Annotated in this window: 12 protein-coding genes and 1 rRNA gene; 7 read left to right on the top strand and 6 right to left on the bottom strand. The window is 42.9% G+C overall.

The annotated features are described in order from the left end of the window. Positions 1-7: 7 nt before the first annotated feature. From BFW96_RS13800 to BFW96_RS13775, 6 genes are all read left to right on the top strand, one after another. Positions 8-1,252 (top strand): exo-beta-N-acetylmuramidase NamZ family protein, encoded by a 1,245-nt coding sequence (locus tag BFW96_RS13800; protein WP_069839723.1) that lies wholly within the window; start codon positions 8-10, stop codon positions 1,250-1,252. A 190-nt stretch (positions 1,253-1,442) separates the two neighbouring features. Continuing rightward, entirely contained in the window at positions 1,443-3,032 is a 1,590-nt protein-coding gene (btr, locus tag BFW96_RS13795) for a bacillibactin transport transcriptional regulator Btr (RefSeq protein WP_069839722.1), read from the top strand. An 89-nt stretch (positions 3,033-3,121) separates the two neighbouring features. After that, entirely contained in the window at positions 3,122-4,075 is a 954-nt protein-coding gene (feuA, locus tag BFW96_RS13790) for an iron ABC transporter substrate-binding protein FeuA (protein WP_014662558.1), read from the top strand. 18 nt (positions 4,076-4,093) lie between these two features. After that, positions 4,094-5,098 (top strand): FecCD family ABC transporter permease, encoded by a 1,005-nt coding sequence (locus tag BFW96_RS13785; protein WP_069839721.1) that lies wholly within the window; start codon positions 4,094-4,096, stop codon positions 5,096-5,098. Further along, a complete protein-coding gene (feuC, locus tag BFW96_RS13780; RefSeq protein WP_014662556.1) occupies positions 5,091-6,101 on the top strand; it encodes an iron ABC transporter permease FeuC in 1,011 nt (336 codons plus the stop codon). Before BFW96_RS13785 ends, feuC begins: the two co-directional genes overlap by 8 nt. Further along, positions 6,098-6,850, top strand: coding sequence for an alpha/beta hydrolase (locus BFW96_RS13775; protein ID WP_069839720.1), 753 nt, complete (start codon positions 6,098-6,100; stop codon positions 6,848-6,850). The genes feuC and BFW96_RS13775 overlap by 4 nt, the downstream gene beginning before the upstream one ends. 8 nt (positions 6,851-6,858) lie before the next feature. Here the strand turns inward: BFW96_RS13775 and BFW96_RS13770 are convergent, their stop codons facing one another. From BFW96_RS13770 to BFW96_RS13750, 5 genes are all read right to left on the bottom strand, one after another. After that, positions 6,859-7,779: a bile acid:sodium symporter family protein gene (locus BFW96_RS13770; protein ID WP_080488011.1), complete on the bottom strand. Its 921-nt coding sequence runs from the start codon at positions 7,777-7,779 to the stop codon at positions 6,859-6,861. A 145-nt stretch (positions 7,780-7,924) separates the two neighbouring features. Continuing rightward, positions 7,925-9,361, bottom strand: a complete 1,437-nt coding sequence (locus BFW96_RS13765; RefSeq protein ID WP_069839718.1) for a SulP family inorganic anion transporter — start codon at positions 9,359-9,361, stop codon at positions 7,925-7,927. 241 nt (positions 9,362-9,602) lie between these two features. Further along, a complete protein-coding gene (locus BFW96_RS13760; RefSeq protein ID WP_069839717.1) occupies positions 9,603-10,649 on the bottom strand; it encodes a zinc-dependent alcohol dehydrogenase in 1,047 nt (348 codons plus the stop codon). Continuing rightward, the gene (locus tag BFW96_RS13755; RefSeq protein WP_069839716.1) at positions 10,624-11,574 is read right to left on the bottom strand and encodes an inositol monophosphatase family protein; all 951 of its coding nucleotides are present in this window, start codon (positions 11,572-11,574) and stop codon (positions 10,624-10,626) included. The genes BFW96_RS13760 and BFW96_RS13755 overlap by 26 nt, the downstream gene beginning before the upstream one ends. Continuing rightward, complete coding sequence (locus tag BFW96_RS13750; protein ID WP_040084377.1) at positions 11,571-12,839, bottom strand: aspartate aminotransferase family protein; 1,269 nt, start codon at positions 12,837-12,839, stop codon at positions 11,571-11,573. Before BFW96_RS13750 ends, BFW96_RS13755 begins: the two co-directional genes overlap by 4 nt. A 269-nt stretch (positions 12,840-13,108) precedes the next feature. Between BFW96_RS13750 and BFW96_RS13745 the strand changes: the two genes are divergently transcribed. Beyond that, positions 13,109-14,332: an MFS transporter gene (locus tag BFW96_RS13745; protein ID WP_069839715.1), complete on the top strand. Its 1,224-nt coding sequence runs from the start codon at positions 13,109-13,111 to the stop codon at positions 14,330-14,332. Positions 14,333-14,369: 37 nt separating this feature from the next. Here the strand turns inward: BFW96_RS13745 and rrf are convergent. Further along, positions 14,370-14,485 (bottom strand): 5S ribosomal RNA (rrf, locus tag BFW96_RS13740). Positions 14,486-14,498 lie beyond the last annotated feature (13 nt).

The following is a 14,498-nucleotide window of genomic DNA, read 5'->3' as shown; positions in this document are numbered from 1 at the left end:
GGAACATATGAGAAAAACAATATTCGCTTTTCTCACAGGGCTCATGATGTTCGGAACGATAACCGCTGCCTCTGCTTCACCCGATTCAAAGAATCAAACGGCTAAAAAACCTAAAGTCCAGACCGGTATAGACACGCTTTTGCCAGATTATAAAAAACAGCTCAAGGGAAAACGAATCGGACTGATCACCAACCCAACCGGAGTAAATGCATCTCTGAAAAGCAGTGTCGATATACTTTTCGAGAATCCAGAAATCAAACTGACAGCTTTATTCGGCCCTGAACACGGCGTCCGCGGTGACGCCCAGGCTGGAGACGAAGTAGGCTCTTACATTGACGAAAAAACCGGGGTTCCTGTATACAGTCTCTACGGAAAAACGAAGAAACCGACACCAGAGATGCTGAAAAATGTTGATATTCTACTATTTGATATTCAGGATGTCGGGACCCGTTTCTACACGTACATTTATACAATGGCATACGCAATGGAAGCCGCTAAAGAAAACGGCATTCCGTTTATGGTGCTGGACCGCCCGAATCCTCAAGGCGGAAATCATATTGAAGGACCAATCTTAGAACCTGAATACGCCTCATTTGTCGGATTGTATCCCATTCCGTTAAAGCATGGGATGACGATAGGCGAATTGGCTATATTGTTCAACAAAGAGTTTGACATTGATGCCGATCTAACAGTGGTAAAAATGAAACACTGGAAACGAAAAATGGATTTTGACGATACCCGATTGCCTTTTGTCCTCCCTTCGCCTAACATGCCGACAGTGGAAAGCACATTTGTTTATCCTGCAACCGGGCTGATTGAAGGAACAAATATATCTGAAGGGCGAGGGACAACAAAACCATTCGAATTGATCGGAGCTCCCTTTATCAAAAGCACAGAGCTTGAAGAAACATTAAACAGCCTCCATTTGCCGGGCGTGACATTTAGGGCAGCATCCTTTACCCCAACGTTTTCTAAACATCAAGGAACGCTTTGCCACGGTGTGCAGCTCTATGTGACAGACAGAGATAAGTTTGAAGCCGTTAAAACAGGTCTTTCAGTCATTAAAACCATACACGATCTCTATCCTGAGGATTTTGAATTCCTCTCAACAGGTTCATTCAATAAACTGGCAGGCAACGGCTGGATCAGGACAAAAATCGAAAATGGAACTTCTATTGAAGACATCATAGACAGCTATGAAAAAACACTCCAACAATTCAGCAAAACAAGAAAAAAATATCTCATTTATTAAGGCGTAAGCATCGTATGTTACACGTGTAACATATTCTTACTGAACGAAAGACCCTTACTTTCACACACGAGTAAGGGTTTTTTTCGTGCTAAAAACCCACCCGCTTTATATAGGAAAACTTTCATTTATTTGGTACAATTTTTATTGAAAATGATTATCAATTGAAAGTTTCTGAAAAGGTGGTCTACTCTTGCCAAACGCAGTGATTTATCAACCCATACAAATTGAATATCTAAAAAAAACAAGTGATCTCTTCTCAGAACAGCAATTAGCCGATTCATTCGTGCTGATCTTTCATTTAAAAGGAAACGGCCATATTTCGATCGGAACAAACACCAATCCTCTGCAAAAAAAGACACTTTATGTTTGCCCGCCTAACGAGACCTTTGGCTTTACACCAGCAGCCAATGGACATATAGATGCCTGTCTGATCAGGCTTCAAAGCTATATCAAGGAAAACGGCCAAGATATTTTCACACCATGCGCAGAATCAGAATTAGCCAAACTGAGACTTGTGAATGTTTCGCATATCGAAAACCTTGCAGTCCGGCTTCAAGAGCTTGCAACACTATGGAATGAATCGTCTCAGCTTTCTCAGCTTAAATGTGTAATTGAAGTACAAAGCCTGATTTATGACCTCTTTACTGCCAGTTTATCTGAGCAAACGGATACACATTCAGCAATCGAAAAAACAAAACACTATATCGAAACCCATGCCGATTCAAAAATCACGCTTGCCAAGCTGTCACAAATCGCAGGAATCAGCGCCAAACACTACAGCGAAAGCTTTAAAAAATGGACTGGACAGAGCGTAACAGAATTTATTACGAACACAAGAATCACCAAAGCGAAACAGCTCATGGCAAAATCAAACTGCAAATTGAAAGAAATCGCTCACCAATCCGGTTATCAAGATGAATTTTATTTCAGCAGAATCTTTAAAAAATATACAGGGTGTTCACCTACAAGCTATATGAAAAAACGACGAAAAAAGATCGCCGCTTATGGAAGGGGGACAATGGGCCATCTCATTCCTCTTCATCACATACCCTTTGCCGCTGCTCTGCATCCGAAATGGACGTCTTACTACTATCAGCATTATTCGACAGATATACCCGTCCAGCTCAGTGCATACCGCTTTAATGAAAAGTGGGAAGAAAACCTGTACACATTATCGCAGGCAGAACCAGATGTGATTGTCAGTATGGATTCTATTTCTCCGGAAGAACAATATCACCTGAATCGCATCGCAGAAGTCATGTACCTTCCTTCAGAAGAAAGCTGGAGAACCCACTTTCTGCAAACGGCCTCATTTTTAAAGGAAGAATCCGAAGCAGAAAAGTGGCTCGCGGCTTATGACCGGCAGACAACAGCCGCCAAAAAAACACTTCAGCACGTTCAAGGGCTGCGTTTTCTCTTTTTGAGGCTGCATAAGCAAAACTTCTATCTGGCACATAACCGAAGCGTCCGCGAAGTTTTCTTTGGAGATTTAGGATTCAGCTCGGCAAAAACAGCTGACACACCTTCAGAGCAAGCGATTCCGTTAGAAAATATCGCAAATTACCAAGCTGACTGCATGATGCTTTTTCTTTTTAAAGAACCAGAGACCATAGCCTATTATCAGCAATTACAGCTGACAGAAGCATGGCAGAACCTAAGCGCCGTAAAGAATAACCGTGTTTATCTTCTATCCCTTGACCCATGGAATGAATACTCAGCTTGCGGGCACGAACGCATCGTTCAGCAAACTATTTCTTTACTATCCGGAGATTGTCCATGATAAATCAGAAATTTGTCCATGGTGTTATATCTATTCATTCTCTATAATTCTAATTGATAATAGTTATCAATTGACAGGAGGCCCTATAGATGAAAAAAATATCTCTAACCTTATTAATCTTGCTTCTCGCGCTGACGGCAGCAGCCTGCGGCAGCAAAAACGAATCGACCGCCAGCAAGGCAAGCGGCACAGCATCGGAGAAGAAGAAAATTGAATACCTGGATAAAACATATGAAGTAACTGTACCGACAGACAAAATTGCCATTACGGGAAGCGTTGAATCAATGGAAGATGCCAAACTGCTTGATGTTCACCCGCAAGGCGCGATTTCATTCTCAGGCAAATTCCCTGATATGTTCAAAGATATTACTGATAAAGCCCAATCAACCGGAGAAAAAATGGAGCCAAACATTGAAAAGATTTTAGAAATGAAGCCAGACGTCATCCTTGCTTCAACAAAATTCCCAGAAAAAACACTGCAAAAAATAAGCACAGCCGGCACAACGATCCCAGTTTCTCATATCTCTTCAAACTGGAAAGAAAACATGATGCTGCTTGCCCAGCTGACTGGAAAAGAGAAAAAAGCGAAAAAAATCATTGCAGATTATGAACAGGATCTAAAAGAAACAAAAACTAAAATCAATAATAAAGCGAAAGATTCAAAAGCGCTTGTCATCAGAATCAGACAAGGCAACATTTACATTTACCCTGAACAGGTGTATTTCAACTCCACGCTATACGGTGATTTAGGCCTTAAGGCGCCGAGCGAAGTAAAAGCTGCAAAAGCGCAAGAACTGATTTCATTAGAAAAATTAAGTGAAATGAACCCGGATCATATCTTTGTCCAATTTTCTGATGATGAAAATGCAGACAAACCTGATGCCTTAAAAGATCTGGAGAAAAATCCAATCTGGAAAAGCCTGAAAGCAGTCAAAGAAGATCATGTGTATGTCAACTCAGTGGACCCTCTCGCACAAGGCGGCACAGCTTGGAGCAAAGTCCGTTTCCTGAAAGCGGCTGCTGAAAAATTGACACAAAACTAATTCAGAGTAGGTTTTTGTATGTATTCAAAACAGTGGACACGTATCATATTGATTACTTCTCCATTTGCTATAGCACTGTCGCTTTTGCTTTCAATCCTTTATGGGGCAAAGCATCTTAGCACAGATATTGTTTTTACATCTCTTATTCATTTCGATCCGGGAAACACAGACCATCAAATTATATGGCATTCTCGGATTCCAAGGGCTGCCGGCGCTCTGCTCATAGGGGCAGCCCTTGCTGTTTCTGGAGCGCTTATGCAAGGCATTACGCGCAATTATTTAGCTTCGCCCTCCATTATGGGCGTTTCAGATGGTTCCGCGTTTATCATCACGCTCTGTATGGTTCTGCTCCCGCAATCATCGTCGATTGAAATGATCATTTTTTCTTTTATCGGCTCAGCGTTAGGGGCTGTGTTAGTATTCGGCCTTGCCGCCATGATGCCGAACGGATTTACCCCCGTGCAGCTCGCCATCATCGGTACAGTCACAAGCATGCTGCTCAGCAGTTTATCAGCGGCCATGTCGATTTATTTTCAAATTTCTCAGGATCTCAGTTTCTGGTACAGTGCCAGACTTCATCAAATGAGTCCGGATTTCCTGAAGCTTGCCGCTCCGTTTTTCCTGATTGGTATCATAATGGCCATGTCTCTCAGCAAAAAGGTGACTGCCGTATCCTTAGGCGATGACATTTCTAAAAGTCTGGGCCAAAAGAAAAAAACCATAAAAATCATGGCGATGCTTTCCGTCATTATTTTAACCGGCAGTGCCGTAGCGCTGGCCGGAAAAATTGCGTTTGTTGGTTTGGTTGTTCCGCATATCACGAGATTTCTCGTCGGCTCTGATTACAGCAGGCTGATTCCGTGTTCCTGTATTTTGGGCGGAATCTTTTTAACCCTGTGTGATCTCGCAAGCCGATTTATCAACTATCCGTTTGAAACACCGATTGAGGTCGTAACATCCATTATCGGCGTACCTTTCTTCCTTTATTTGATTAAACGAAAAGGAGGGGAGCAAAATGGCTAAAAAATATGCATTGTTCATCGTTTTGATTCTCGTTGTCAGCTATTTCAGCTTAACGAGCGGATCATTTTCTGTTCGTCCGGCTGAGCTGCTCTCCACTCTTTTTCAAATCGATCCGAATCCGCAGTATGAAATTTTGCTGTTCGATCTAAGACTTCCGAGGGTTGTCATGGCTGCTATTATCGGACTCGGTCTTGGCATTGCAGGCGCTGTCATCCAGGCCATCACAAGAAACGGGCTTGCTGACCCAGGAATTCTCGGAATCAACGCAGGGGCAGGAGCCGGTATTGTGGCGTTTATGCTCTTGTTCCAAGGCCAGAAGGAAGTGACATCCATAGCTGCAGCGATGGGGATGCCGCTCTTTGGATTGATAGGCGGGCTCATCGCGGCGCTCCTGATTTACATATTTGCATGGCACAGAGGCAATTTAGATTCAGGAAGAATTATTCTGGTAGGAATCGCGATCAATTCAGGATTCAGCGCCCTTTCTTTGTTTTTATCATTAAAAATGGACCCGCAAGACTATCAAATGGCCATGGTGTGGAAAAACGGAAGCATCTGGTCTGCCAACTGGACGTATATCACAGCCGTTCTTCCGTGGATGCTGCTGTTTATACCGATTCTTATTGCCAAATCCCGCTTGCTCGACACCATTCGTTTTGATGAAGACACAGTCAGAAGCCTTGGCATATCATCAAATAAAGAAAAAACCATCCTGCTCGTCGCCTGTGTAGCAATCATCAGTGCCTGTGTCTCCGTAGCGGGCAGCATGGCGTTTGTCGGCTTAATTGCTCCCCATATTTCACGGAGGCTGTCCGGCGTCGAACATCGCTATATTCTGCCACTGAGCGGTTTAATCGGGATGCTGCTTGTGATAAGCGCAGACTTTGCAGGAAAACTGTTTTTTCAGCCCGCGGAAGTGCCCGCAGGCATCATTTTGGCGATCCTCGGTGTTCCTTATTTCTTATATTTGCTTTTTAAGCAAAAAAAGGGGGAGAATGCTTGAAAGGATCTCTTTCAGAACACAAAGCCGGCAACAGGAGGTTCACGCTGTACCTCCCTCCTTCCTACAGCGCAGATAGCGGGGAATTCCCTGCTGTTTATGTGCAAGATGGCCATTCTTTGTTTCACGGCCAAATTGAATTATTAGAAAGCATATTTCAACAGCAAAGGCTCCCTCAACTTGTACTAATTGGTATCGAACCTGAAAATCGGCTTGACGAATACACGCCATGGCCGGCTGCATCACTCAGTGATCGATTCCCGGACTTCGGAGGCATGGGGTATGACTATCTGTCTGACATGACAAACCGGTTCATTCCGTTTATCGAAGAAAACTGGAACGTCGCCAGGAAACCGCAAACAAGAGGAATGATCGGTGCCTCATTAGGCGGCCTCATCTCAATGTTCGCCTTATTAAAGTATCCGTCAGTGTTTGGGAAAATAGGTTCTATCTCAGGTTCATACTGGTACGAGAACGCAGCGGAAACCATTCATATTTCTTCTTTAACACCCGGCACTGCGCGTATTTTCATGTCTGTCGGCAGTGAAGAAGGCCGTGGAAAACAATCCATTCAGCGGCATATGCTGAAAAAAACAAAGCAAGTTCACCAAAGTTTAAAAGAAAAAGGCTTCACTGAAGACCAGCTTTGTCTTTCAATTGAAAAAGGGGCGGTGCACCACCGCAAGTATTTCTGCAAACAGTTCATCACCGCTCTCGAATGGCTATACGGAAAAAACCGCTCAATCCTATGAGCGGTTTTTTATGCTTTCTGCAACACTGGTTTTAATTCAAAACGATTCAGCATATAGCCAAACAAAGCAGCCAATATCTGCTGGAACAGCATGCCGATCACTACTGGAACGGCAACCTGAGATGGGAAGAACGTAACGGCAAGAACTGCGCCGGCACTGATATTCCTCATGCCTCCCGTAAATATAAGAGAGACTATTTCCTCTTGGCGCCTTTTCATCATTTTTCCGATCAGCCAAGCAGCGGCATAGCCTGTTAACGCGATAAAGAAGACCGTTACAGCTATTCCTGCAAACCTCAAATCAATGGCTTTGAAATAAGGAGCAATCGCTGAACTGTTAATCGCAATCACTGCCATCAAGCAAAGCTTTGAAAAAGGCGACAGCGCGCTGCTCACAGATGCAGTTCGTTCAGGAGATGACATCTGATTAAACAGCATGCCCAGAAAAGAAGGAATCACGACCATTACAATCAGGCCTTTCATCATTCCCCACACGTCCATATGAACCTGAGCGCCGGCCAGCAATGAAAGGCTCAGCGGTACGATTAGCGGTGACAGCACAGTATCAACTAAGATAATCGAAAGCGTCAAACCGACATTTCCTTTGTACATCGCTGCCCAAATCAAGCTTGTAATCCCAGTAGGAATTACGACAGCCAACGTTAAACCAGTGATCGTTAAAGGGTCGCCTTTAAAGATAAGATGGCCGCTTCCCCAAGCAAAAAGCGGCATAAAAATATGAAGAACAAAAAGTGCAAGAATCATAGGGAGAGGGTGAGATAATGCATGTCTCAAAGATTGAAAGTTCGCGCTTAAACTGCCTGCAAACGTAATAAACGCAAAGATCCAAGGCACTGCGCTTTCATATCCATTTAAAAATGGAGACAACAGCACGCCCAACACCACACTAGTCGGCGTTAAAAGCGGCATCACCCTCCCCAATACACGGTTCAGCTTCTGAAGCATCATATGCAAGTCCCCTATTTTAAATTTCTCTTCTCTCTATTATATCAATGCTGCTTAACCGTATGTTATATAAAAAAGCCCAGATCTCGTTAATCTGGGCTTCCCTATTTTATGCCATCTGTTTCATTAGAGACTTACTCGCTTTATTCAAACCTTTTAACTCGGCTTCAATGCCTTGTTCTTTAAACTTCGCAACAATCTTATCAAGTGCTGCCGCTCCAGAATCATCCCATACATGAGCTTCCGTTAAGTCAATCACGACCCGCTCAATATCCTCTTGATAAATAAACGCATTTGCAAGATCCGTCACTGACGCAAAAAAGATCTGCCCCTTCACTTGATAGGTTCTAAGCTTTTGATCCTCTGCATGAGAAACGATTTTCAGCTTCGAGATTTTTGCCACAAAGAACACGGCACTTAAAAGAACGCCGACAAATACACCCTTAGATAAGTCATCCGTCACAACAACCGTTATCACAGTCACAACCATGACAATCGAGTCCGTGAGCGGCGCTTTTTTGAGTCCTTTTAAAGAAGACCAATCAAATGTGCCGACAGACACCATAACCATTACAGCCACTAACGCAGCCATTGGGATTTTCACCACGACATGACTTAACACCGCAATTAAAAACATCAGAAAAGCACCAGCCACAAATGCTGACAAACGTCCGCGCCCGCCCGCTTTTGTGTTAATGACAGATTGTCCGATCATAGCACAGCCTGCCATGCCGCCAAAGAATCCGGTCACGATATTCGCAATTCCCTGTCCTCGGCTCTCTTTATTTTTATCACTGTCCGTATCCGTCATTTCATCAATAATCTGTGCTGTCAGCAACGATTCAAGCAACCCGACAAACGCTAAAGCAATCGAATAAGGAAAAATAATTTGCAGTGTGTCAAAGGTTAACGGAACATCGGGAATTAAGAAATGCGGCAATGAACTAGAAATATTGCCCATATCACCAACCGTCCGCACATCCACATGGAAAGTGACCGCAATAATTGTCATCACAATGATCGCAACAAGCGGGGACGGAACAGCAGTCGTAAACCTCGGAAGCACATAAATAATAACCAGCGACCCGGCAAGCATCGCATACATACTCCAAGAAGCACCTTCAAACTGAGGAAGCTGCGCAGAGATGATAAGGATCGCCAGCGCATTTACAAACCCGATCATGACAGAACGCGGGATGAATTTCATTAATCTCGCTATTTTACTGATACCTAAAATCACCTGAATAATGCCTGTCAAAATCGTTGCCGCAAATAAATACTGAAGCCCATGATCAGCAACGAGCGACACCATAACGACTGCCATTGAACCAGTCGCAGCTGAAATCATGCCAGGTCTTCCGCCAAAAATAGAAATAATAATGGCTATACAAAATGACGCATATAGACCGACCATCGGATCCACACCGGCTATAATAGAAAAGCCGATCGCCTCAGGAATTAATGCTAACGCAACTAAAATGCCAGCAAGAATGTCTTTTCGGATATTCCCGAACCATTGCTGTTGTAATGTAAAACTATTATTCAAATATAACGACTCCTTCTTATAAAAAAATAAATCCGCACCATATCTATTGTATTGGGAGCTTTTTTTATTTTACGGGAGAAAAATGAAAGAAAAACGACCGGGGAAAACGGGGAAACGTTGAGTATATTGTATTGAGGCAAGGAGTTGTCATACAAAGTATCATAATAAATTTTCATCAATTACGCAAGATGAATGCTGAAGAAAAAAATGGCTCAAACATAGTCTGAGCCATTTCGCTGGATTATATCATATCCGGATGAGACACAAGAATCGTTTTAATGGCAGTAATATCTTTTCTCTCATTTGGCAACGCACCTATACCCATCAATTCCTGGATGGCAGCCTCGTAGTTCTCAAGCGGAGTTTTCTCCGTAATTAATTCAGAAAGCTGAGGCATGTCCGCAGCACATGATACCGCATCCTCCATAATTTGGCGCGCCTCTCCGGTTCCAACAATCGTCACACCGTTAGAAAGCAGCTGGAAAGGCCTGATTTTCATCTCATACGTATCATCAAATCCCATAGGCACAAGTCTTCCGCCCTTGTTAATTAATGGATATGCCCATTCAAGCTGATTACCGATCGCGTCAAAGATCACGTCAAATGTTCTCCCTTGGTTAATCCGTTTGACCTCATCTATCGTTAAATCCTGAGGGTGATAAACATAGTCAGATATTCGGCGCGCCGCTTCTGAACGGTACTCACCAACCTCCGTCGCAACTGTCAGCCTAGCGAGTTTTTTTACCATGATTTGAACAAGCAGTCCAATCGGCCCTGAACCTAATACCAGTACAGAATCGTCAGGTTTGATAGCAGCCCGCTCAATTACATTTAACACACAAGAAAGCGGCTCAATTAAAGTGGCTCGTTCCCATTCCATAGCGTCCGGGATTTTATACATAAATCGGTCCTCGCCCACATAATAATCGGCAAATGTGCCATGTGCCCCTAATCCCAGCTGCCAGTCTTCAAATGTTTCACAATAACAAGTTAAACCTTTTCTGCAATAATAACACTTCCCGCAAAACTGAGTCGGATCGATCACAACACGATCACCAGGCTTAACGTTTTTAACCTCAGGTCCTGTTTCTGTCACCACGCCCACAGATTCATGACCAAGGATCATACCGTGAGTCGCGCGCATCTTTCCTTTTAGAACATTTAGATCCGTTCCGCAGATGCCTGTCCCGTATATTCTTACTTTTACATCGTTCATTTTTTTAATTTGAGGTTCTTCTACTTCTTGCAATTCCAGCCGTTCATTAGGAGTCCAGACCAACGCTTTCATATGTCTCTTCCTTTCTGTCCCAGCGAATTTGATCCAGCAGCTTCTGATGCAGCTCCTTCGTTGACGCGGCGATGCATGACTGCTGGTTATTGTAGCTAAGATCCGTCAGAAGTGTGTCATCCAAGGACTTTCCATACGCGTCAGTAATGACAACACCCGCTTTTTTCGCCAAAAACACACTTGCGGCAATATCATAAGGAAACAGATGCAGAACCTGCCCATTTCCTACAGCCTGAAAATCTTTTAGCAGCGCAGGATCGTCCTTTAATAAACGATTGCCGATATCCACATAGGCATCCATCTGCCCTGTGATAATTCTGGAGATAGAATATGAAGCGCTATTGAAAACAAAAACGCCTCCATTATTCGCTGACTGATCTATCAAATGACCGTACGCATCAATCATCAGATTCGAGGGATGCCCATTAAACTCAAGGCTCCAAAACATATGTTTAATGTCTTCCACCTTGCTCAGATTTGGCAGGGTGCCACGATAGCCTTCATAATAGATCCCCTCAGAATAAACATCCGCGTACATATAGGCTCCTGTTTTCAGCTCTAGCAGAAAAGCAAATTCAATATCCTTAATTTTTGCGTCAGGCTTGTACGCTGCTAATGCGATAGAGATACAAGACATTTCAAGACCTGCAGCTGCCGGACGCGTACCGTCAATCGGATCAACAATCAAAATATATTGAGGATTGTCTCCAAATATCTTCAATCCCCCATCTTCCGTATAAAACGCGACTGATTCTTTTTTGCTTTGCACATAATCCAGCACTGCGTTCTCAGCAGCCGCATCAATGTTAAACTGTGCATCTCCCCCTGGGGAATACCCGTTAACTAACCGGTTTTTCAGTGTTCCTTTCTGTCCCTTTACTTCCTCATAAACAAATTTTCCAAGCTCTATAATATATTCTTTCACTTGATATCCTCCAATAGCTTACGAAGTTTGAAACAAAGCACCTCAGCCTCACTAAGCGTAATCGTGAGAGGCGGACGGATTTTAAATACATTTCCGAATCCGTAACGGGAAGTACGTAAAATTAACCCATAATCCATAGCCCGTTTTGCAATATAATTGGTCAGTTCTACATCAGGCTCATTATTCTCTTTTACAATTTCAACGCCGATCATCAAACCTACGCCTCTGACGTCAGCAATAAAGGTAAATTCTTTCTTCATGTGCTCTAAAGAATCCATAATGTAATTCCCGACAATTGTTACATTTTCTAAGAAGCCAGGACGCTGCATGATTTCGATGGTCTTACAAGCCGCTGCCGAGGCCATCACATTTGAACCATAAGTAAATGAGTGATTATGGCCGGCTAATCCCATGTACTTATCCTCTGTAAGTGTAGCGGCAACCTGGAACCCCGTGCCGCCCAAACCTTTTGCGACCGTCATCATATTCGGTTTCACATCAAAGTAATCAGCGGCAAACATCTTGCCTGTACGGCCGAATCCAGTTTGAATTTCATCAAAAATAAGCGCGATATCATGCTCATCACAGAGCTTTCTTAATTGCTTAAAGTATTCCTTAGGCGGAACGATGTTTCCTCCATTACCGGAGATCGGTTCAATAATCATCGCGGCAATTTTTCCGTTGCTCGCATATTCGATAAAGTCATTAATTCTTTCTACACAAAGCATTCCGCATGAATCTGGTTTCTGATTGTAAAAACACCGGTTGCAATAGGGGTCAGGCACCTGCAAGCCAAAAGAAAACTGAGGGGGAAACGGCTCTCTTCGAAACGAATTTCCGGATAACGCAGACATCATATACGTTTGGCCAAGATGGCTTCGGAATAAAGAAATGACATCTGTTTTCCCTGAATAGTTTTGAGCCATTTTGATAGCTCCTTCATTCGCGGCAGAACCGCTGCTGACTTTGGGGTGAACTTTCGTGAGATTGTCGGGGGAGATTTCTACAAGTTTTTCAGCTAGTTTATTAACGGCGTTGGTTTGGTAGGATGAAGTGACATGTATCAGCTGGTCAGCCTGTTCTTTGACTGTATCAATAACTTCTTTATTGGTATAACCCAAATTCAAGTTGAAAGTAGCAGAAGCACAATCAATATATTCATTGCCCTCTGAGTCGTATAAATAAATGCCTTCTCCTCTTTCCATGACAACATCATCCACTTTGTAATATAAACTGTCTGGATTCGTAATTTCTTTAGTCCCCACTATCAACACCCCTATTTAATAAAATATGTAAAACTCGTTAATCATCGTATAAATTCTAGAAATTAATGTCAACTAGATAAATAGTAAAAATTGTTAATTATTTGTTAACGTTTGCATAGGGGGTTCCTATTTAAACAGCTTATGTTATGATAGAAATAAATGGATTTATTGTAAAAAAACTAAATATAAACTACATAAACGCTTATTTTGCTGCCAGTCCTATCATAAAAATTGTAGAGAGTATTATTTTTATCAAAGGAGATTAATGAATGAAAACTCGTTTACTGTGGATTGGATGTTTATCTTATGGATCGATCGCCTTTACTCTCGTTATACTTGGAGCCGTCCTGCCGGAATTACTTTCCCATTACGCCCAAAGCTACAGTAATGGCGGTGTATTAGTTTTTTCACAATTTATGGGGTTTTTAATCGGTGTATTGGGGATGCCTTATGCTGTAAAAAGAATGGGACGCAGAAAAGTCGTTGTAATTGGGCTAGCCATGATCAGCTGCGAGTTGTTTATTTATTTCCTTCCTCCATGGCCGCTGCTCTTTCTTCTTGTCAGTATGGCTGGACTTGGAGCAGGGCTGGTAGAATCCTGTGTAGGAACAATCATCCTAACAGCAATTAAAGAAAAACAAGCAATCGCCATGAGTAAGATGGAAGTAGCATACGGTTTAGGGGCACTTTTCATGCCATTGCTGTCTGGTTTTTTAATCAGCAATCATGTATGGGCATTGGCTTTTCTTGTATTGGGGGTAAGTTCATTTCTTTTAATGGTTGTTTGGAGCCGGATGAGTTTTGGCAGTTTAGACGATTTACTCAATCGTCAAACAGACACCTCGGCCGATGGAAAGCAACAAGCACCTACAAGTTTTCGAAAGCATGGCTTACTGTTTATTTGTTTAGCAGCTGCTTACTTCTTTTTTTATGGAGGCAGTGAAGTATCAATTGTTCACTTTATCCCTTCTATCTTTGCTGAGAAATGGGATATTTCAAACTCCTTAGCGACCATTACGGTAACAATATATTGGATCGGTATGATCATCGGCCGTTTACTGACCGGGCCGGTTTCCGAAAAATTAACCTATCATCGTTATCTTAGGCTGATAAATATCGGCGGCCTCATTTCACTCTGTATTTTGGCAATAAGCAAAACAGCTTTTGCTGGGTTTGTTCTTTGTTTCTTCTTAGGATTATTTATGGCCGGCATGTTCGCCATTGCTTTAATTATCACTAATCAATTTTACCCTGGAAAAACCGAACAAACGACAAGCATGCTGCTCGCTGCCAATGGATTAGGCGGCTCTATCCTGCCAATCGCAGTCGGATGGAGTCTAGATGAGTTTCCCGTACAAACTGCATTTTGGTTATTTACAACGCTCATGTTGATCATGCTTGGGATTGTATTGGTATTAAAAATGTTAGAGAACTTAAAAAGCAGAAAGCTCAATAAAATGGATGCCGACGAAAACAAACCGGTACAGATATAAAACAAAAAACCCAGCTCGATGAGCTGGGTTTAAGCTTGCTTGGCGGCGTCCTACTCTCACAGGGGGAAACCCCCGACTACCATCGGCGCTGAAGAGCTTAACTTCCGTGTTCGGTATGGGAACGGGTGTGACCTCTTCGCTATCGCCACCAAACAAGTTGAGAGTG

This window comes from Bacillus sp. F56 (assembly GCF_001748205.1).
In the GTDB taxonomy this organism is placed as follows: Bacteria; Bacillota; Bacilli; order Bacillales; family Bacillaceae; genus Bacillus; species Bacillus stercoris.
This window is presented reverse-complemented; position numbering and strand designations above follow the sequence as displayed.

Bases quoted from the DNA above. Each gene is read 5' to 3' on its own strand.
- BFW96_RS13800 (WP_069839723.1), top strand. From the start codon at position 8: ATGAGAAAAACAATATTCGCTTTTCTCACAGGGCTCATGATGTTCGGA.
- BFW96_RS13760 (WP_069839717.1), bottom strand. From the start codon at position 10,649: ATGAAAGCGTTGGTCTGGACTCCTAATGAACGGCTGGAATTGCAAGAA.
- feuA (WP_014662558.1), top strand. From the start codon at position 3,122: ATGAAAAAAATATCTCTAACCTTATTAATCTTGCTTCTCGCGCTGACG.
- feuC (WP_014662556.1), top strand. From the start codon at position 5,091: ATGGCTAAAAAATATGCATTGTTCATCGTTTTGATTCTCGTTGTCAGC.
- BFW96_RS13785 (WP_069839721.1), top strand. From the start codon at position 4,094: ATGTATTCAAAACAGTGGACACGTATCATATTGATTACTTCTCCATTT.
- BFW96_RS13745 (WP_069839715.1), top strand. From the start codon at position 13,109: ATGAAAACTCGTTTACTGTGGATTGGATGTTTATCTTATGGATCGATC.
- BFW96_RS13770 (WP_080488011.1), bottom strand. From the start codon at position 7,779: ATGCCGCTTTTAACGCCGACTAGTGTGGTGTTGGGCGTGCTGTTGTCT.